At 40.4% G+C, this 19,629-nt stretch carries 19 protein-coding genes; all 19 read left to right on the top strand.

The window, feature by feature from the left end:
- The first annotated feature begins 28 nt into the window (after positions 1–28).
- Positions 29–721 carry a YjjG family noncanonical pyrimidine nucleotidase gene (locus O3650_RS00925; protein WP_060805546.1) on the top strand — a complete coding sequence of 231 codons (693 nt, stop codon included), beginning with the start codon at positions 29–31 and terminating at the stop codon, positions 719–721.
- Positions 722–782: 61 nt separating this feature from the next.
- Positions 783–1,436, top strand: coding sequence for a uracil-DNA glycosylase (locus O3650_RS00930; protein ID WP_261084052.1), 654 nt, complete (start codon positions 783–785; stop codon positions 1,434–1,436).
- 9 nt (positions 1,437–1,445) lie between these two features.
- Positions 1,446–1,910, top strand: coding sequence for an 8-oxo-dGTP diphosphatase (locus O3650_RS00935; protein ID WP_001135768.1), 465 nt, complete (start codon positions 1,446–1,448; stop codon positions 1,908–1,910).
- A 12-nt stretch (positions 1,911–1,922) separates the two neighbouring features.
- A complete protein-coding gene (locus O3650_RS00940) occupies positions 1,923–3,191 on the top strand; it encodes a dihydroorotase (RefSeq protein WP_261084048.1) in 1,269 nt (422 codons plus the stop codon).
- A 41-nt stretch (positions 3,192–3,232) separates the two neighbouring features.
- Positions 3,233–4,594, top strand: coding sequence for an MATE family efflux transporter (locus O3650_RS00945; protein ID WP_261084041.1), 1,362 nt, complete (start codon positions 3,233–3,235; stop codon positions 4,592–4,594).
- A gap of 153 nt (positions 4,595–4,747) precedes the next feature.
- Entirely contained in the window at positions 4,748–5,716 is a 969-nt protein-coding gene (locus O3650_RS00950; protein WP_173277774.1) for a thiamine pyrophosphate-dependent dehydrogenase E1 component subunit alpha, read from the top strand.
- A 15-nt stretch (positions 5,717–5,731) separates the two neighbouring features.
- Positions 5,732–6,724, top strand: coding sequence for an alpha-ketoacid dehydrogenase subunit beta (locus tag O3650_RS00955; protein ID WP_153193762.1), 993 nt, complete (start codon positions 5,732–5,734; stop codon positions 6,722–6,724).
- Between the two features lie 447 nt (positions 6,725–7,171).
- Positions 7,172–8,215: a dihydrolipoamide acetyltransferase gene (locus O3650_RS00960; protein ID WP_203175438.1), complete on the top strand. Its 1,044-nt coding sequence runs from the start codon at positions 7,172–7,174 to the stop codon at positions 8,213–8,215.
- Positions 8,216–8,260: 45 nt separating this feature from the next.
- A complete protein-coding gene (lpdA, locus tag O3650_RS00965; RefSeq protein ID WP_203175436.1) occupies positions 8,261–9,964 on the top strand; it encodes a dihydrolipoyl dehydrogenase in 1,704 nt (567 codons plus the stop codon).
- 59 nt (positions 9,965–10,023) lie between these two features.
- Positions 10,024–11,013 (top strand): lipoate--protein ligase, encoded by a 990-nt coding sequence (locus O3650_RS00970; RefSeq protein ID WP_203175435.1) that lies wholly within the window; start codon positions 10,024–10,026, stop codon positions 11,011–11,013.
- Positions 11,014–11,533: 520 nt separating this feature from the next.
- Positions 11,534–12,793 (top strand): UDP-N-acetylglucosamine 1-carboxyvinyltransferase, encoded by a 1,260-nt coding sequence (locus O3650_RS00975; protein WP_203175434.1) that lies wholly within the window; start codon positions 11,534–11,536, stop codon positions 12,791–12,793.
- A 15-nt stretch (positions 12,794–12,808) separates the two neighbouring features.
- The gene (locus O3650_RS00980; RefSeq protein ID WP_001028727.1) at positions 12,809–13,360 is read left to right on the top strand and encodes a GNAT family N-acetyltransferase; all 552 of its coding nucleotides are present in this window, start codon (positions 12,809–12,811) and stop codon (positions 13,358–13,360) included.
- On the top strand, positions 13,353–14,630 hold the full coding sequence (gene spxR, locus O3650_RS00985) for a CBS-HotDog domain-containing transcription factor SpxR (protein ID WP_371491341.1): 1,278 nt from the start codon (positions 13,353–13,355) through the stop codon (positions 14,628–14,630). Before O3650_RS00980 ends, spxR begins: the two co-directional genes overlap by 8 nt.
- Positions 14,631–14,645: 15 nt before the next feature.
- Complete coding sequence (locus tag O3650_RS00990; RefSeq protein ID WP_261063745.1) at positions 14,646–15,506, top strand: methionyl aminopeptidase; 861 nt, start codon at positions 14,646–14,648, stop codon at positions 15,504–15,506.
- Between the two features lie 266 nt (positions 15,507–15,772).
- Positions 15,773–16,480 (top strand): thiol-disulfide oxidoreductase-associated membrane protein CcdA2, encoded by a 708-nt coding sequence (gene ccdA2 / locus O3650_RS00995; protein WP_060805537.1) that lies wholly within the window; start codon positions 15,773–15,775, stop codon positions 16,478–16,480.
- An 11-nt stretch (positions 16,481–16,491) separates the two neighbouring features.
- Positions 16,492–17,049: a thiol-disulfide oxidoreductase-associated lipoprotein SdbB gene (gene sdbB, locus O3650_RS01000; RefSeq protein WP_060805536.1), complete on the top strand. Its 558-nt coding sequence runs from the start codon at positions 16,492–16,494 to the stop codon at positions 17,047–17,049.
- Positions 17,050–17,145: 96 nt separating this feature from the next.
- Positions 17,146–18,504, top strand: coding sequence for a 23S rRNA (uracil(1939)-C(5))-methyltransferase RlmD (rlmD, locus tag O3650_RS01005; protein WP_371491344.1), 1,359 nt, complete (start codon positions 17,146–17,148; stop codon positions 18,502–18,504).
- A gap of 257 nt (positions 18,505–18,761) precedes the next feature.
- The gene (locus O3650_RS01010) at positions 18,762–19,379 is read left to right on the top strand and encodes an SAP domain-containing protein (protein WP_371491345.1); all 618 of its coding nucleotides are present in this window, start codon (positions 18,762–18,764) and stop codon (positions 19,377–19,379) included.
- Entirely contained in the window at positions 19,369–19,551 is a 183-nt protein-coding gene (locus O3650_RS01015) for a hydrolase (protein WP_060805529.1), read from the top strand. The genes O3650_RS01010 and O3650_RS01015 overlap by 11 nt, the downstream gene beginning before the upstream one ends.
- Positions 19,552–19,629: the final 78 nt, after the last annotated feature.

Below are 19,629 nucleotides of genomic sequence, written 5' to 3' on the forward strand. Positions count from 1 at the left end.
TGTTTATCTTAGAAAGGAAAACACTAAATTGTCCTACAAATTTCTACTTTTCGACCTTGATCACACTCTTCTTGATTTTGATGCTGCTGAGGATGTGGCTTTGACTCAACTCTTAAAAGAAGAAGGGGTTACAGACATTCAGGATTATAAAGACTATTATGTTCCTATGAACAAGGCTCTCTGGAAGGACTTGGAGCAAAAGAAAATCAGTAAACAAGAGCTGGTTAACACGCGCTTTTCTCGTCTATTTGCTCACTTTGGACAGGAAAAAGATGGTAGTTTTCTAGCCCAGCGTTACCAATTTTACCTCGCTCAACAGGGACAAACTTTTTCAGGCGCTCATGAACTCTTAGACAACCTCATCGAGCGAGATTATGAGCTAAATGCTGCGACAAATGGCATTACTGCCATTCAGACAGGGCGTTTGGCTCAGTCTGGTCTAGCACCTTATTTCAATCAAGTCTTTATCTCTGAACAGTTGCAAACACAAAAACCGGATGCTCTCTTTTATGAAAAAATTGGCCAACAGATTGCAGGTTTTAGCAAAGAAAAGACGCTGATGATTGGAGACTCTCTAACCGCCGACATTCAAGGTGGCAATAATGCGGGGATTGACACTATTTGGTACAATCCTCATCACCTCGAAAATCCCACACAAGCCCAGCCAACCTACGAAGTCCATTCTTACAACGACTTGCTGGATTGTTTAGATAAACTGTAAAAAGTGGTTTCCATAGCCACTTTTTGCTATAATAGAGGCAGTAAAAACGAAGGAGTCGGCTATGGAACACTCGTCTTGGCATGCTTTGATTAAGGCGCAATTACCTGAGGGTTATTTTGGGAAAATTAATCAGTTTATGGAGCAGGTCTATGCTCAGGGGACTATTTATCCACCCAAGGAAAAGGTTTTTCAGGCTCTCTTGACAACACCGCTTGAAGAAGTTAAGGTGGTGATTCTAGGGCAAGATCCCTATCACGGGCCAGGTCAAGCGCAGGGTTTGAGTTTTTCTGTACCTGACTCTATCCCAGCTCCGCCATCCTTGCAAAATATCTTGAAAGAATTGTCAGATGATATCGGGGTTAAGAAATCTCATGATTTGACAGCTTGGGCTGAGCAAGGAGTCTTGCTTCTTAATGCTTGTTTGACAGTTCCTGCTGGACAGGCCAATGGTCATGCTGGTCAGATATGGGAGCCTTTTACGGATGCTGTGATTCAGGTGGTCAATCATCTAGATAGACCAGTCGTTTTTGTACTCTGGGGAGCTTATGCACGTAAGAAGAAGGCCTTAGTTACCAATCCTCATCACTTGATTATCGAATCAGCCCATCCCAGTCCTTTATCGGTTTACAGAGGATTTTGGGGTTCCAAGCCTTTTTCCAAGGCCAATACATTCTTAAAAGAGACAGGACAAGAGCCAATCGATTGGCTTAGATAAGGAGAAAATATGCCTCAGTTAGCGACGATTTGCTACATTGATAACGGAAAAGAACTGCTCATGCTCCATCGTAATAAGAAGCCTAATGATGTCCATGAAGGGAAATGGATTGGTGTGGGTGGTAAGCTAGAGAGAGGAGAGACGCCCCAGGAATGCGCGGCGCGTGAAATCCTTGAAGAAACAGGGCTCAAAGCCAAGCCAGTTCTAAAAGGTGTTATCACTTTTCCTGAATTTACGCCAGATTTAGACTGGTACACCTATGTTTTTAAAGTGACGGAGTTCGAGGGTGACTTGATTGACTGCAACGAGGGAACGCTAGAATGGGTTCCCTATGATGAGGTTTTGAGCAAGCCGACTTGGGAAGGTGACCATACCTTTGTTGAGTGGCTTTTAGAGGATAAACCCTTCTTTTCAGCCAAGTTTGTTTATGATGGGGATAAATTGTTGGATACTCAAGTTGATTTCTATGAATAAAGGAGAAAGCAGATGCTACTAATCAAAAATGGTCGTGTAATGGATCCCAAGTCTGGTTTGGATCAAGTGTGTGATGTCTTAGTCCAAGATGGGAAAATTGTCAAAATTGCGCCTGAGGTCAAGGAAGAAGGAGCAGAGATAATTGATGCTACTGGTCTTGTAGTTGCTCCTGGCTTGGTCGATATCCATGTTCATTTCCGTGAACCGGGACAAACACATAAAGAAGACATTCATACTGGTGCCCTAGCAGCCACTGTAGGTGGTTTTACTACTGTCGTCATGATGGCTAATACCAGTCCAACCATTTCAGACGTGGAGACTTTGCAAGAAGTTCTTCAATCTGCTGCCAAGGAAAAAATCAATGTTAAGACGGTTGCGACCATTACTAAAAACTTTAATGGGCAAGATTTGACTGACTTTAAGGCACTTTTAGAAGCTGGTGCGGTTGGTTTCTCAGACGACGGTATTCCTCTTGAAAGCAGTAAAGTTGTCAAGGAAGCCATGGAGGAAGCTAAAAAGCTTAATACCTTTATTAGTCTTCATGAGGAAGATCCAGGTTTGAATGGGATTCTTGGGTTTAACGAAAATATTGCTAAAGAACATTTCCATATCTGTGGTGCAACTGGGGTAGCTGAGTATGCTATGATGGCGCGTGATGTCATGATTGCCTATGCAACTAAGGCTCATGTCCATATTCAGCATTTGTCTAAGGAAGAAAGTGTTAAAGTAGTGGAGTTTGCTCAAGGATTGGGAGCGCAAATCACAGCAGAAGTAGCGCCACAGCATTTTTCTAAGACCGAAGCGCTCCTTTTGACACAAGGAAGCAATGCTAAGATGAATCCTCCACTTCGTTTGGAATCAGACCGTCGTGCTGTGATCGAAGGTCTTAAATCAGGCGTCATCACAGTTATAGCGACTGACCATGCGCCTCACCATGCAGATGAAAAAAATGTTGAGGATATCACCAAAGCACCATCTGGCATGACAGGTTTGGAAACATCTCTTTCTCTCGGATTGACTTATTTGGTCGAAGCTGGTGAGTTAAGTTTGATGGAATTGCTCGAAAAGATGACATACAACCCAGCCAAGCTTTACAACTTTGAAGCAGGTTATTTAGCTGAGAATGGCCCAGCAGATATCACTATTTTCGATGCTAAGGCTGACCGCCTTGTGGACTCCCATTTTGCTTCGAAGGCAGCTAATTCACCATTCATCGGTGAAACCTTAAAAGGGCAGGTTAAATATACCATCTGTAAGGGACAAATCGTCTATCAAAACTAGGTGGGAGTCTGCTCTGTAAACAAAAAGAATAGAGAGCCTATATGTACCAAACCCATCATTTTAAAGACAAGTTTATCTTATTTTTAAAGATATTTTTCCCTATCTTGATTTATCAATTTGCAAATTATTCTGCCTCATTTGTTGATACGACTATGACTGGCAAATACAATACCATGGACTTGGCTGGTGTATCTATGGCAACTAGTATCTGGAATCCCTTCTTTGCCTTTCTAACAGGGATTGTGTCAGCCTTGGTGCCCATCATTGGTCACCATCTTGGGCGAGGCAAAAAGGAAGAGGTTGCGTCTGATTTTTACCAGTTCATCTATCTGGCCTTGGGTCTATCTGTGCTCTTGCTGGGGATGGTACTTTTCTTGGCACCACCAATCTTGAATCATATTGGACTAGAAGCACCAGTGTCGGCAGTAGCGGTTCGCTATCTCTGGTTTTTATCTATCGGAATTATCCCCCTATTACTTTTTAGTGTCATTCGTTCCTTGCTGGATTCGCTGGGCTTGACCAAACTATCTATGTATCTCATGCTTTTGTTACTCCCTCTCAATAGTGGATTTAACTATCTCTTGATTTTCGGTGCCTTTGGAGTTCCAGAGCTGGGAGGGGCTGGTGCTGGTTTAGGAACATCCTTGGCCTACTGGGTCTTGTTGGGAATTTCTGTTCTGGTTTTATTTAAACAGGAGAAGCTCAAAGCCCTACATCTTGAAAGACGAATTCCGCTTAATATGGATAAAATCAAGGAAGGAGTTCGACTAGGTCTACCTATTGGGGGGACTGTCTTTGCGGAAGTGGCTATCTTTTCCGTGGTTGGCTTGATTATGGCTAAGTTCTCATCCTTGATTATCGCTAGTCACCAGTCAGCTATGAACTTTTCAACTCTCATGTACGCCTTTCCTATGAGTATTTCATCGGCTATGGCTATTGTTGTTTCCTATGAAGTGGGAGCCAAGAGATTTGATGATGCGAAAACCTATATTAGTTTAGGAAGATGGACTGCCCTCATTTTTGCAGGATTCACCTTATCCTTTCTTTACATTTTTAGAGGAAATGTGGCCAGTCTTTATGGTAACGATCCAGAATTTATCAATTTGACAGCGCGTTTTTTGACTTACAGCCTCTTCTTCCAGTTGGCAGATACCTTTGCGGCACCGCTTCAGGGAATTTTACGGGGTTATAAGGATACAGTTATTCCTTTTTACCTTGGTTTGGTTGGTTACTGGGGGGTGACACTCCCAGTAGCTATGATATTCGACTCTCTAACGGATTTTGGAGCTTATTCTTACTGGATTGGTTTGATTATTAGTCTAATCGTGAGTGGCGTTCTCTACCGTTGGCGTTTGACAGTGATTATGAAAAGATTTGAATCTTTAGCAAAATCTAAACGATAAAAAGTTTGTGAAAAAATATTCTTAATGAGAAAATCCCTTGTTTTCATGGGGTTTTCTTTTTTATTTTGTGAAATTTCTTTTAGAAAAACTTTGACAGTATTTGTCAAAAACGGTAAAATAGTAAGGTAAGAAGAAAGTTAGAAAGGCAAGAAGATGTCAACTTTAGATAAAAATCTTTTGCTAGAAATGTTCCGTAAGATGGAAGAAATCCGTCGCATGGACTTAAAAATTGCACAATTAGTAAAGAAAGGGAAAGTGCCAGGAATGACGCACTTTTCTGTTGGAGAAGAGGCAGCTAACGTGGGTGCTATGTTAGCTCTCAATCCAGATGATCTAATTACCTCAAACCACCGTGGACACGGGCAAGCCATTGCCAAAGGAATTGACCTCAACGGAATGATGGCTGAAATCCTTGGTAAATACACTGGAACCTGTAAAGGAAAAGGTGGTTCTATGCATATCGCCGACCTTGATGCTGGTAACCTTGGTGCCAATGGTATCGTAGGTGGTGGTATGGGGATCGCTGTTGGTGCAGCCCTCAGTCAGCAAATGCAAAATACCGGTAAAATCGTTGTCTGCTTCTTTGGAGATGGTGCGACCAATGAAGGTGTTTTCCACGAAGCAGTGAACATGGCTTCTATCTGGAACCTGCCAGTCATTTTCTATTGCATTAACAACGGTTATGGAATCTCTGCGGATATCAAGAAAATGACTAATGTGGAGCATATCCATCAACGTAGCGCTGCTTATGGAATTCCTGGAATGTTCATCGAAGATGGAAACAATGTCATCGACGTTTATGAAGGATTTAAGAAAGCTGTAGATCATGTTCGTGGTGGCAATGGGCCTGTATTGATTGAAAGTGTTACTTATCGCTGGCTTGGTCACTCATCATCTGACCCTGGTAAATATCGTACACGTGAAGAAGTGGAACTGTGGAAACAAAAAGACCCAATTGAAAATCTTCGCAAGCACCTTATTGAAAATAACATTGCAAGTGCTACAGAATTGGAAGAAATTCAAGCGCAAGTCAAGGAAGCAGTAGAAGCTTCTGTTAAATTTGCGGAAGAAAGTCCATTCCCACCGCTTGAATCAGCCTTTGAAGATATTTACGCAGACTAAGGAGAAAGAGATAAAATGGAAACAAAAACAATGTCCTTCCGTGACACCATTATCCTTGCTATGTCTGAGGAAATGCGTCGCGATGAAAATGTGTTCTTGATGGGAGAAGATGTCGGTGTCTTTGGAGGAGACTTCGGTACTTCTGTCGGAATGCTTGAAGAATTTGGCCCAGAACGTGTTCGTGACTGTCCGATTTCTGAAGCTGCCATCTCTGGAGCAGCAGCAGGAGCAGCCATGACAGGACTTCGTCCAATCGTTGATATGACCTTCATGGACTTCTCGGTTATTGCCATGGACAATATCGTCAACCAAGCTGCTAAAACTCGTTACATGTTTGGTGGTAAAGGTCAGGTTCCAATGACTGTTCGATGCGCAGCTGGTAATGGGGTAGGTTCTGCCGCTCAGCACTCACAATCTCTAGAGTCTTGGTTCACTCACATTCCTGGACTTAAAGTTGTAGCACCAGGTACGCCTGCGGACATGAAAGGACTGCTCAAGTCTTCTATCCGTGATAACAACCCTGTTATCATTCTTGAGTACAAGTCAGAATTTAACCAAAAAGGGGAAGTTCCAGTTGATCCAGACTACACAATTCCACTTGGTGTCGGGGAAATCAAACGTGAAGGTACAGATGTAACAGTTGTTACTTACGGAAAAATGCTTCGCCGTGTGGTTCAAGCTGCTGAAGAATTGGCAGAAGAAGGAATTTCAGTTGAAATTGTTGACCCACGTACCCTTGTACCGCTTGATAAGGATATTATCATTAACTCAGTTAAGAAGACTGGTAAGGTTGTTCTGGTTAACGACGCCCATAAAACAAGTGGCTATATCGGTGAGATTTCAGCTATTATTTCAGAATCAGAAGCATTTGACTATCTAGATGCACCAATCCGCCGTTGTGCAGGAGAAGATGTGCCAATGCCTTATGCACAAAATCTAGAAAATGCAATGATTCCAACCGTTGAAAGCATCAAAAATGCAATCCGTAAAACATATAACAAAGAATAGAATTACATAAATTAAATCATGTAATGTTTTAGAGGTTTTAACTTTAGTAACTTGAGATATGTTTTGTATTCAAATGATTTGAAGAGTTGCGACATGAGTGAGTCGAATCGATAATATTCGACGAATGAATTAGTAAGTCTACAAGGTTGACCGCCAAATAGCGGCAACCGTAGTAACTTGAGACGCGTTTCGTGTTCAAGTTACTTGTAGAGTTGAGCACGGGCTAAAAGCTCGGAAAAAGATTAATCTCCTTAACTTCATCGAGGTCTACGTTGATTTCCTATTTTTCGGTCGCTTTTAAACGCCCTTTGCATCATGTAATTGAATTCGGACGGAGGTCTGCGAAAAAAAGATAGATTTCCTTGTGTTCATCGAACACATCGTCAATCTCCTATTTTTTCATTGCCCTCTTCGTCCTTAACATCTTAGTATAGAATTGGAGAGGTCATGGCTGATGACAAGCTAAGAGCGACTCCTGCAGCTAGAAAGTTAGCGGATGATTTAGGGATCAACCTCTACGACGTTTCTGGCTCAGGTGCAAACGGTCGTGTCCACAAAGAAGACGTGGAAACTTATAAAGACACAAACGTGGTTCGCATTTCGCCACTTGCAAAACGAATTGCCCTCGAACATAACATTGCTTGGCAGGAAATCCAAGGAACTGGTCATCGTGGTAAAATCATGAAGAAGGATGTTTTGGCCTTGCTTCCTGAAAATATTGAAAACGAGACCATCAAGTCTCCTGCTCAGATTGAAAAAGTGGAAGAAGTTCCTGATAATATCACTCCTTATGGTGAGATTGAGCGTATTCCAATGACACCAATGCGTAAGGTGATTGCCCAACGTATGGTTGAATCTTACCTAACTGCTCCAACCTTCACGCTTAACTATGAAGTTGATATGACTGAAATGTTGTCTCTTCGTAAGAAGGTTCTTGAGCCAATCATGGAAGCAACTGGGAAGAAGACTACTGTAACAGACCTCCTTTCACTTGCTGTTGTGAAAACCTTGATGAAGCATCCTTATATCAACGCTTCATTGACAGAAGATGGCAAGACTATTATCACTCACAACTATGTCAATCTTGCCATGGCAGTTGGGATGGATAATGGATTGATGACACCTGTTGTTTACAATGCTGAGAAGATGAGTCTTTCAGAACTGGTTGTAGCCTTCAAGGATGTCATTGGTCGTACCTTGGACGGTAAATTGGCTCCAAGTGAACTTCAAAATTCAACATTCACAATCAGTAATTTGGGAATGTTTGGCGTTCAGTCCTTTGGTCCGATCATCAACCAACCAAACTCAGCTATCCTTGGCGTCAGTTCGACAATCGAGAAGCCAGTTGTCGTTAATGGTGAAATTGTGATTCGCCCTATCATGAGCCTAGGATTAACCATCGACCACCGTGTCGTAGATGGTATGGCTGGTGCTAAGTTTATGAAGGACTTGAAAGAATTGATTGAAAATCCAATCTCAATGTTGATTTAAGAGCAAGAGTATTCATTTTTAAGATATAGATAAAGGAAGGAAGACATGGCCTTAGAAGTAATTATGCCAAAAGCCGGCGTGGATATGACAGAAGGACAAATCGTCCAATGGAATAAAAAAGTCGGAGAATTTGTAAAAGAAGGAGAAATCCTTTTGGAAATCATGACTGACAAAGTCAGCATGGAATTGGAAGCAGAAGAAGACGGTTACTTGATCGCTATCCTCAAAGGAGATGGTGAAACTGTCCCTGTAACGGAAGTTATCGGTTACCTTGGTGAAGAGGGGGAAAACATCCCAACAGCTGGAGCCGCATCGCCAGAAGCTAGCCCAGCACCTGCAGCAAGTGCCTCAAACGATGATGGTAAGAGCGATGATGCTTTTGATATCGTTTTGATTGGTGGAGGTCCTGCTGGTTATGTTGCAGCCATCAAAGCTGCCCAACTCGGCGGTAAGGTTGCCCTTGTTGAGAAATCTGAACTTGGTGGAACCTGCTTGAACCGTGGCTGTATCCCAACTAAGACCTATCTTCACAACGCTGAAATTATCGAAAACATCGGTCATGCCGCAAACCGTGGTATCGTAATCGAAAATCCAAACTTCACTGTTGATATGGAAAAACTTTTAGAAACTAAATCTAAAGTTGTTAATACTCTTGTTGGTGGTGTTGCAGGACTTCTTCGTAGCTACGGAGTTACTGTTCATAAAGGAATTGGTACGATTACTAAAGACAAGAATGTCTTGGTAAATGGTTCTGAATTGCTTGAAACCAAGAAAATCATCCTAGCTGGTGGTTCAAAAGTCAGCAAAATCAACGTTCCTGGTATGGAATCTTCACTTGTCATGACCAGTGACGATATTCTTGAAATGAACGAAGTTCCAGAAAGTCTCGTTATCATTGGTGGTGGGGTTGTCGGTATCGAGCTTGGTCAAGCCTTCATGACATTCGGTTCAAAAGTAACTGTTATCGAAATGATGGATCGCATTGTCCCAGCAATGGATGCGGAAGTATCTAAGAACCTTCGCTTGATTCTTGAACGTAAAGGAATGACCATCTTGACTGGTACTAAACTGCAAGAAATTATTGAAGAAGATGGCAAACTTCGTATCAAGGTTGAAGGAAAAGACGATATTATCGCAAGCAAAGCTCTCCTTTCAATCGGTCGTGTTCCGGATCTTGAAGGTATTGGTGATGTTGAGTTTGAATTGGATCGTGGTCGCATCAAGGTCAACGAATACATGGAAACTTCTGTTCCAGGTATCTACGCACCAGGTGACATCAACGGTACTAAGATGTTGGCTCACGCAGCCTTCCGCATGGGTGAAGTTGCCGCTGAAAATGCCCTTAAAGGAAACCACGCTGTTGCCAAATTGAACTTGACTCCCGCAGCCATCTACACTCTTCCTGAAGTAGCAGCAGTAGGTTTGACAGAAGAACAAGCTCGTGAGAAATACGATGTTGCCATCGGTAAGTTCAACTTTGCTGCTAATGGTCGTGCCATTGCCTCAGATGCAGCTCAAGGTTTCGTTAAAGTCATCGCAGATAAGAAATACGGGGAAATCCTTGGTGTTCATATCATAGGTCCTGCAGCTGCAGAATTGATCAATGAAGCATCAAGCATTATCGAAATGGAAATTACTGTTGAAGAAATGCTGAAGACTATCCACGGACACCCAACCTACTCTGAAGTGATGTACGAAGCATTTGCGGATGTTTTAGGAATGGCCATCCACTCACCTAAGAAAAAATAAAAGAAAGATAGAATAGACTGGAAAATATCTTTCCAGTCTCTATCGTATAAAGGGATATCATGAAATATATTATCAATCATTCAAACGACACTGCCTTTAATATTGCCTTGGAAGAATATGCCTTTAAACACCTTTTGGATGAGGATCAAATCTTCCTACTTTGGATTAACAAGCCATCTATCATTGTTGGTCGTCACCAGAATACCATCGAAGAAATCAACCGTGATTATGTTCGAGAAAATGGTATTGAGGTGGTCCGCCGTATCAGCGGTGGTGGAGCTGTTTACCACGATTTAAATAACCTCAACTACACGATCATTTCAAAAGAAGATGAAAACAAGGCTTTTGACTTCAAGAGCTTCTCAACTCCAGTTATCAATACTTTGGCTCAACTTGGGGTTAAAGCTGAGTTCACAGGCCGTAATGACTTAGAGATTGATGGAAAGAAATTCTGTGGCAATGCTCAAGCCTATATCAACGGTCGTATCATGCACCACGGTTGCTTGCTCTTTGACGTTGATTTGTCAGTCCTTGCTAATGCCCTCAAGGTTTCAAAGGACAAATTTGAGTCAAAAGGTGTGAAATCCGTCCGTGCTCGTGTAACCAATATTGTCAATGAATTGCCAGAAAAAATCACAGTCGAAGAATTCCGTGATTTGCTATTGGAATACATGAAAAAAGAGTATCCAGAGATGACAGAATACGTTTTTTCTGAGGAAGAATTGGCTGAAATCAATCGCATCAAGGATACTAAGTTTGGAACTTGGGACTGGAACTATGGTAAATCACCTGAATTTAACGTCCGTCGTGGAACAAAATTCACCAGTGGTAAGGTCGAAGTCTTTGCTAATGTTGTCGAATCAAAAATCCAAGACATCAAGATTTACGGTGACTTCTTTGGTATCGAAGACGTTGTAGCTGTAGAAGATGTCCTTCGTGGCGTCAAATACGAACGCGAAGACGTCCTTAAGGCGCTAGAAACAATTGATATTACACGCTACTTTGCTGGCATTAGCCGTGAAGAAATCGCTGAAGCGGTAGTAGAGTAAAGAAAAGCTATTTGTTAGTCATTGTGGGTTGCAGAAAAGATATTATCTGGATAGGACAAGTCTTAAAACCTGCTGAACGAGAATCAAAAAGAACTCACTTCCAATGCTTAATAAAAAAACTCGGAAGTTTGTTCTGAATCAACTAAATACGACTATTTGCAATTGAATATAGAGATGAGAAGGTAAGTAGTAGATTATCTGTAAGGTGACACAGACATGAGTTGTTTTTGATTTCTTCTTGCTATAAATATCCCAAAAGACTATTATCTCTTATAGTTGAACGATACCTCAAAAGTTAGACATAGAAAATCTAATTTTTGGGGTATTTTATAATTTTTAATTCAGGCTCTTTTTAGTATCAAAAAATGTTGCATAAAATATAGACTCAACCTTTCAACTTAATCCGATTTATTGATTACTATCCAATAAAAGTGAAAAGGATGGAAAAAAGGATAAATTTATGATATACTTTATTTTAAAGACCTTATTAGAAATCTTGAAAGAGTATTGAAAACTTAGAATGAGAAAAATTGTTATCAATGGTGGATTACCACTACAAGGTGAAATCACTATTAGTGGTGCTAAAAATAGCGTTGTGGCCTTAATTCCAGCTATCATATTGGCTGATGATGTGGTGACTTTGGATTGTGTTCCAGATATTTCGGATGTAGCCAGTCTTGTCGAAATTATGGAATTGATGGGAGCTACTGTTAAGCGTTATGATGATGTCTTGGAGATTGATCCAAGAGGTGTTCAAAATATTCCAATGCCTTATGGTAAAATTAACAGTCTTCGTGCATCTTACTATTTTTATGGGAGCCTCTTAGGCCGTTTTGGTGAAGCGACAGTTGGTCTACCGGGAGGATGTGATCTTGGTCCTCGTCCGATTGACCTACACCTTAAGGCTTTTGAAGCTATGGGGGCCACTGTTAGCTACGAGGGAGATAACATGAAGTTATCTGCTAAAGATACAGGACTTCATGGTGCAAGTATTTACATGGATACGGTTAGTGTGGGTGCGACGATTAATACGATGATTGCTGCAGTTAAAGCAAATGGTCGTACCATTATTGAAAATGCAGCCCGTGAACCTGAAATTATTGATGTAGCTACCCTCTTGAATAATATGGGAGCCCATATCCGCGGTGCAGGAACTAATATCATCATTATTGATGGTGTTGAAAGATTACACGGAACCCGTCATCAGGTGATTCCAGACCGTATCGAAGCTGGAACCTATATTTCCTTAGCTGCTGCAGTCGGCAAGGGGATTCGTATAAATAATGTTCTTTACGAACACCTAGAAGGATTTATTGCTAAGCTGGAAGAAATGGGAGTGAGAATGACTGTATCTGAAGACAGCATTTTTGTCGAAGAGCAGTCTAATTTGAAAGCAATCAATATTAAGACAGCTCCTTACCCAGGCTTTGCAACTGATTTGCAACAACCGATTACCCCACTTTTACTAAGAGCGAATGGTCGTGGTACAATTGTTGATACGATTTACGAAAAGCGTGTAAATCATGTTTTTGAACTAGCAAAGATGGATGCGGACATTTCGACAACAAATGGTCATATTTTGTACACAGGTGGATGTGATTTGCGTGGGGCAAGTGTTAAAGCAACTGACCTGAGAGCTGGTGCAGCTTTAGTTATTGCTGGTTTGATGGCCGAGGGACAAACTGAAATTACCAATATCGAGTTTATCTTACGTGGTTATTCTGATATTATCGAAAAATTACGTAATCTAGGAGCGGATATTACACTTGTTGAGGATTAAACCGTAGAGGTGTTTATGAATATTTGGACCAAATTAGCAATGTTTTCTTTTTTTGAAACGGATCGCTTGTATTTGCGTCCTTTCTTTTTTAGTGATAGTCAAGACTTCCACGAGATAGCTTCAAATCCAGAAAATCTTCAATTTATTTTCCCAACGCAGGCAAGTCTGGAAGAAAGTCAATATGCACTGGCCAATTACTTTATGAAGTCCCCTTTGGGAGTGTGGGCAATTTGTGACCAGAAAAATCAACAAATGATTGGTTCTATTAAATTTGAGAAGTTAGATGAAATCAAAAAAGAAGCTGAGCTTGGCTATTTTTTGAGAAAAGATGCTTGGTCGCAAGGATTTATGACAGAGGTTGTTAGAAAAATTTGTCAGCTTTCTTTTGAGGAATTTGGCTTAAAACAATTATCTATCATTACCCACCTTGAAAATGAAGCTAGCCAAAGAGTTGCTCTTAAGTCTGGATTTAGTTTGTTCCGTCAGTTTAAGGGAAGTGATCGCTACACAAGAAAAATGCGGGATTATCTTGAATTTCGGTATGTAAAAGGAGAATTCAATGAGTAAGCATCAGGAAATTCTAAGCTATTTGGAGGAATTACCAGTAGGTAAAAGGGTGAGTGTTCGTAGTATTTCCAACCATCTGGGAGTCAGTGATGGAACGGCCTATCGTGCTATCAAAGAAGCTGAAAATCGTGGAATTGTGGAGACCCGCCCAAGAAGTGGTACTATCCGTGTTAAATCCCAGAAAGTTGTGATTGAAAGATTAACTTTTGCTGAAATTGCAGAAGTGACTTCTTCTGAGGTTTTGGCTGGGCAAGAAGGTTTAGAGAGAGAATTTAGTAAGTTTTCAATTGGTGCCATGACTGAACAAAATATCTTGTCTTACCTTCACGATGGGGGGCTCTTGATTGTCGGAGACCGTACCCGTATCCAACTGTTAGCACTTGAAAATGAAAATGCTGTTCTTGTGACAGGAGGATTTCATGTTCATGATGATGTGCTTAAACTGGCCAATCAAAAAGGGATTCCTGTTCTGAGAAGTAAGCATGATACTTTTACTGTCGCGACCATGATCAATAAAGCCTTGTCAAATGTCCAAATCAAGACTGATATTCTGACAGTTGAGAAACTTTATCGTCCGAGTCATGAATATGGTTTTCTGAGAGAGACAGATACAGTTAAAGATTATTTGGACTTGGTACGTAAGAATCGTAGTAGCCGTTTCCCAGTTATCAATCAACACCAGATTGTTGTTGGAGTTGTAACTATGAGAGACGCTGGTGATAAGTCACCAAGTACCACAATTGATAAGGTCATGTCTCGTAGTCTATTTTTAGTTGGATTATCGACAAATATTGCCAATGTGAGTCAACGGATGATCGCAGAAGACTTTGAAATGGTACCGGTTGTTCGAAATAATCAAACCTTGCTTGGAGTTGTGACGCGACGAGATGTCATGGAGAAGATGAGCCGTTCCCAAGTTTCGGCTCTACCGACTTTTTCTGAGCAGATTGGTCAAAAACTCGCTTATCACCATGATGAAGTCGTCATTACAGTGGAACCCTTTATGCTTGAGAAAAATGGTGTTTTGGCTAATGGTGTATTGGCAGAGATACTGACTCATATGACCCAAGATTTAGTTGTGAATAGTGGTCGCAATCTCATCATCGAACAAATGCTGATCTACTTTTTGCAGGCTGTTCAGATAGATGATATACTGCGCATTCAAGCACGCATTATCCACCATACTAGACGGTCAGCTATTATTGATTACGATATTTATCATGGTCATCAGATTGTTTCAAAGGCAAATGTGACTGTTAAAATTAATTAGAAACTAGGAGAAAAGATGATAACATTAAAATCAGCTCGTGAAATCGAAGCTATGGACAAGGCTGGAGATTTTCTAGCAAGTATTCATATCGGCTTACGTGATTTGATTAAGCCTGGCGTAGATATGTGGGAAGTTGAAGAGTATGTCCGACGTCGTTGCAAGGAAGAAAATTTCCTTCCACTTCAGATTGGGGTTGATGGTGCCATGATGGACTATCCTTATGCTACCTGCTGCTCTCTTAATGATGAAGTTGCTCACGCTTTCCCTCGTCACTATATTTTGAAAGATGGTGATTTGCTCAAGGTTGACATGGTTTTGGGAGGTCCAATTGCTAAATCTGACCTGAATGTCTCAAAATTAAACTTCAACAATGTTGAACAAATGAAGAAATACACTCAGAGCTATGCTGGTGGTCTTGCAGACTCATGTTGGGCTTATGCTGTTGGTACACCGTCCGAAGAAGTGAAAAATCTGATGGATGTAACCAAAGAAGCTATGTACAAGGGGATTGAGCAAGCTGTTGTTGGAAATCGTATTGGTGATATCGGTGCGGCTATTCAAGAATACGCTGAAAGCCGTGGTTACGGTGTAGTGCGTGATTTGGTTGGTCATGGTGTTGGCCCAACCATGCACGAAGAACCAATGGTTCCTAACTATGGTATTGCAGGTCGAGGACTACGTCTTCGTGAAGGAATGGTCTTGACTATTGAACCAATGATCAATACAGGTGACTGGGAAATTGATACAGATATGAAGACTGGCTGGGCCCATAAGACCATTGATGGTGGCCTATCTTGCCAATATGAACACCAATTCGTGATTACGAAAGATGGACCTGTTATCTTGACTAGTCAAGGTGAAGAAGGGACTTATTAAAATAAGTAAAATTAGATTGAAGAAAAAGTCGACTTGGACAAATTTCTTCAATCTTTTTCTTTTATCTATAGCGAAATGAAAAAACCGAACAATTTGATTGAGAAATTCAAATCAATTTCTAACAATGTTTTAGAAAACATAGTGTACTATTAAAGAGTTTGTTTCATATAATATAATTACAAAAACAGTTAACCGTAGCAAACTTGATACAAATTTTAATATTTATAGTACAATAGTTTTAAATTCTTAAGAAAGTTGGTTCTTTATTGGAAACGCTAGTATTTTCAATCTCCGTTTTTTTAGCAGGGGTCTTGTCCTTCTTTTCTCCTTGTATTTTTCCACTTCTGCCAGTTTATGCTGGAATTTTGCTGGATGATCAGGAAAGTGCAAAAAGCTTTTCTTTATTTGGTAGAAAAGTTGCCTGGTCAGGTTTAATTCGAACGCTTTGCTTTATCGCAGGTATTTCTCTCATTTTCTTTATTCTAGGATTTGGTGCTGGTTACTTTGGTAATATTCTCTATGCCAATTGGTTTCGCTATACCATGGGTACGATTATCATTATTTTGGGCCTTCACCAGATGGAAATTTTTCATTTTAAGAAATTAGAGGTTCAAAAAAGCTTTACTTTTAAGAAATCAGAAGCCAATCGTTATTGGTCGGCCTTTTTACTCGGTATTACCTTTAGTTTTGGTTGGACGCCTTGTATTGGTCCAGTTTTGAGTTCTGTTTTAGCGCTTGCGGCTTCTGGAGGCAATGGTGCTTGGCAAGGAGCGATTTATACCTTGATTTACACTCTAGGGATGGCTATTCCTTTCTTGGTTTTGGCTCTAGCTTCAGGTGTAGTGATGCCTTATTTTAGTAAAATCAAACGCCATATGATGTTACTGAAGAAAATTGGTGGTTTCCTCATTATTTTAATGGGAATTTTATTACTATTAGGACAAGTAAATGTTCTAGCTGGAATTTTTGAATAAAGGAGAAAAAGATGAAAAAAGTAATGTTTGCTGGCTTAAGCCTCTTGTCATTAGTTGTATTGATGGCCTGTGGTGAGGAGGAAACTAAAAAGACTCAAGCAGCACAACAGCCAAAACAACAAACGACTGTACAACAAATTGCTGTTGGAAAAGATGCTCCAGATTTTACCTTGCAATCCATGGATGGTAAAGAAGTTAAGTTATCTGATTATAAGGGTAAAAAAGTCTATTTGAAGTTTTGGGCTTCCTGGTGTGGTCCATGTAAGAAAAGTATGCCAGAGTTGATGGAACTAGCGGCGAAACCAGATCGTGATTTTGAAATTCTTAGTGTCATTGCACCGGGTATTCAAGGCGAAAAAACTGTTGAGCAATTCCCACAATGGTTCCAAGATCAAGGTTATAAGGATATCCCAGTTCTTTATGACACAAAAGCAACCACATTCCAAGCTTATCAAATCCGAAGCATTCCTACAGAATACCTGATTGACAGTCAAGGAAAGATTGGAAAGATACAATTTGGTGTTATCAGCAACGCGGATGCAGAAGCAGCCTTTAAAGAAATGAACTAGAATAGATAAAGAGAATCTGATTACAAATTTCATGGTATAATAGATGGTAACCGTAACGTTGCCGTCTTTTTTGTCGGCCAATAGAAAGAGAAGAGAATGTTAAAGAAAAATGATATTGTAGAAGTTGAAATTGTTGACTTGACCCATGAAGGGGCAGGAGTTGCCAAGGTGAATGGTTTGGTCTTTTTTATCGAGAATGCTTTACCGAGTGAAAAAATCCTCATGCGAGTTCTCAAGGTCAATAAAAAGATTGGCTTTGGGAAAGTTGAAGAATACCTTATCCAGTCACCACACCGTAATCAAAATCTAGATTTGGCTTACTTGCGTTCAGGAATCGCGGATTTAGGACATCTTTCTTATCCAGAACAGCTCAAATTTAAAACCAAGAAAGTCAAGGATAGTCTATACAAGATTGCTGGAATTGCAGATGTAGAAGTTGCTGAAACGCTTGGTATGGAAAATCCAGTCAAGTACCGCAACAAGGCCCAGGTCCCTGTTCGTCGAGTAAATGGTGTCTTGGAAACTGGCTTTTTCCGTAAGAATTCCCACGATCTCATGCCTTTGGAAGATTTCTTTATCCAGGATCCTGTAATTGACGAGGTAGTAGTAGTCCTACGCGACTTGCTCCGCCGTTATGATTTGAAACCTTATGATGAAAAGGAGCAGTCTGGCTTGGTTCGGAATCTTGTGGTGCGTCGCGGACACTATTCAGGGCAAATTATGGTCATTTTAGTAACAACTCGTCCTAAAATTTTTCGTGTCGACCAATTGATTGAACAACTAATCAAGCAGTTCCCAGAGATTGTGTCTGTTATGCAAAATATCAATGACCAGAACACCAATGCTATTTTTGGTAAGGAATGGTGCACACTTTATGGACAAGACTTTATCACTGACCAGATGTTGGGAAATGACTACCAAATCGCTGGTCCAGCATTTTACCAAGTCAATACTGAAATGGCTGAAAAACTTTATCGAACAGCCATTGACTTTGCTGAATTAAGAGAAGATGATGTGGTCATTGATGCCTATTCTGGTATCGGGACGATTGGCCTCTCTGTTGCGAAACATGTCAAAGAAGTCTATGGTGTTGAAGTCATTCCAGAAGCGGTTGAGAATAGTAAGAAGAATGCCCAACTGAACAATATTTCAAATGCCCACTATGTCTGTGACACAGCTGAAAATGCTATGAAAAATTGGCTCAAAGATGGGATTCAACCAAGTCTTATTCTAGTGGACCCACCACGCAAGGGTCTTACAGAAAGCTTTATCAAGGCAAGCGCTCAAACAGGAGCAGACCGCATCGCCTATATCTCCTGTAATGTCGCTACTATGGCGCGTGATATCAAACTCTACCAAGAATTGGGATATGAGTTGAAGAAAGTCCAGCCGGTTGATCTTTTTCCTCAAACGCACCACGTGGAGTGTGTAAGCTTGTTGGAGAAACGTAGTTAATCCTCAAAAGGTTCCCCAAACCTTTTGAGTCCCAAAGACACATCACGTTGAGGCGGTATCACTACTTGTACGAGCTGAGGTATCAACGAAGTTATTGGATAGGACTTGTAGAATGAGGAAAGGTACCGACGAAATGATACGGTAAGTCCGAACCGCTGAGTGTGTGATTGTGAGCTTGAATCCTAAGTATGAACACAGACAAATAGTAAGGTACTCTTTGAGTGAAAAAGTAAATTGTTTTTGGTGGAGCTAAAATATTGATAGAGAACAGACCAGAGTTTGATAAAATCACATCCTTTGATGAGTTTAATAAATACTATTGGTATCGTGATGAACTTTCACAACTATGTAAATCATTAGGATTAGAATATAGAGGTACCAAACAAGAACTCAATCATATTATTGAGCAGTACTTTAAGGGGAATTTGATTAAAAAATCATCAACAAAAAGAAATAAGAAACGAGTGGCAGCTATTGCCTTAGATACGCCCTTACTTGAATGTGGATTCTCCTTTAATGCAGACTTTAGAGAATATTTCTCAACTTTAACAGATGTTTCGCCATTTAAATTTACTGCTGATATGGCTACAGCTTGGAGAAAAGTAAAAAGAGAAAATGATTTGAGTTTTACAATCCAAGATATGCTAAAAGTCTATTATGGAAATTCAGATTATGCTAAGTATGATCATTCGGTTTGTCAATGGAACCAATTTTTAAAGGATTTCTGTGCAGACGAAAATAGTCGTAACTACTCCAATAAATTAAAAGTAGCTTCAACTCTTTGGAAAGAAGTTAGAAATTTAAGTAATGAAAAAAGTTATTCAAAGAATCTTTTGACTGAATATGCTGATAAAATAAAAGAGTATGATAAGTAGAAACTCCATCTCACTTGGTGGCGACAGTGATACTCTCGCAGCAATCACTGGTAGCATAGCAGAGGCAGCTTATGGTATTCCTGATTGGATAAAGGATAAGACCATTTCTTACTTGGATGAATCCTTAAAGGATGTAGTCATTAGATGGGAAAATAGAATAAAAGCGTATTAATCTCCAGTACGTCATATTTCTGTTTTCTGTATTTTCATTGTATAATGAGGGTATAGTTAGATGCGTATGATAAAATAT

Source organism: Streptococcus sp. 20925_1_24 (genome assembly GCF_041432335.1).
Lineage (GTDB): Bacteria > Bacillota > Bacilli > Lactobacillales > Streptococcaceae > Streptococcus > Streptococcus mitis_BM.

What these genes read in the sequence shown, in the direction of transcription:
- O3650_RS00930 (WP_261084052.1), top strand. Translation starts at nt 783, where the DNA reads ATGGAACACTCGTCTTGGCATGCTTTGATTAAGGCGCAATTACCTGAG.
- O3650_RS00935 (WP_001135768.1), top strand. Translation starts at nt 1,446, where the DNA reads ATGCCTCAGTTAGCGACGATTTGCTACATTGATAACGGAAAAGAACTG.
- O3650_RS00940 (WP_261084048.1), top strand. Translation starts at nt 1,923, where the DNA reads ATGCTACTAATCAAAAATGGTCGTGTAATGGATCCCAAGTCTGGTTTG.
- O3650_RS00945 (WP_261084041.1), top strand. Translation starts at nt 3,233, where the DNA reads ATGTACCAAACCCATCATTTTAAAGACAAGTTTATCTTATTTTTAAAG.
- O3650_RS00950 (WP_173277774.1), top strand. Translation starts at nt 4,748, where the DNA reads ATGTCAACTTTAGATAAAAATCTTTTGCTAGAAATGTTCCGTAAGATG.
- O3650_RS00955 (WP_153193762.1), top strand. Translation starts at nt 5,732, where the DNA reads ATGGAAACAAAAACAATGTCCTTCCGTGACACCATTATCCTTGCTATG.
- O3650_RS00960 (WP_203175438.1), top strand. Translation starts at nt 7,172, where the DNA reads ATGGCTGATGACAAGCTAAGAGCGACTCCTGCAGCTAGAAAGTTAGCG.
- lpdA (WP_203175436.1), top strand. Translation starts at nt 8,261, where the DNA reads ATGGCCTTAGAAGTAATTATGCCAAAAGCCGGCGTGGATATGACAGAA.
- O3650_RS00970 (WP_203175435.1), top strand. Translation starts at nt 10,024, where the DNA reads ATGAAATATATTATCAATCATTCAAACGACACTGCCTTTAATATTGCC.
- O3650_RS00975 (WP_203175434.1), top strand. Translation starts at nt 11,534, where the DNA reads ATGAGAAAAATTGTTATCAATGGTGGATTACCACTACAAGGTGAAATC.
- O3650_RS00980 (WP_001028727.1), top strand. Translation starts at nt 12,809, where the DNA reads ATGAATATTTGGACCAAATTAGCAATGTTTTCTTTTTTTGAAACGGAT.
- spxR (WP_371491341.1), top strand. Translation starts at nt 13,353, where the DNA reads ATGAGTAAGCATCAGGAAATTCTAAGCTATTTGGAGGAATTACCAGTA.
- O3650_RS00990 (WP_261063745.1), top strand. Translation starts at nt 14,646, where the DNA reads ATGATAACATTAAAATCAGCTCGTGAAATCGAAGCTATGGACAAGGCT.
- sdbB (WP_060805536.1), top strand. Translation starts at nt 16,492, where the DNA reads ATGAAAAAAGTAATGTTTGCTGGCTTAAGCCTCTTGTCATTAGTTGTA.
- rlmD (WP_371491344.1), top strand. Translation starts at nt 17,146, where the DNA reads ATGTTAAAGAAAAATGATATTGTAGAAGTTGAAATTGTTGACTTGACC.
- O3650_RS01015 (WP_060805529.1), top strand. Translation starts at nt 19,369, where the DNA reads ATGATAAGTAGAAACTCCATCTCACTTGGTGGCGACAGTGATACTCTC.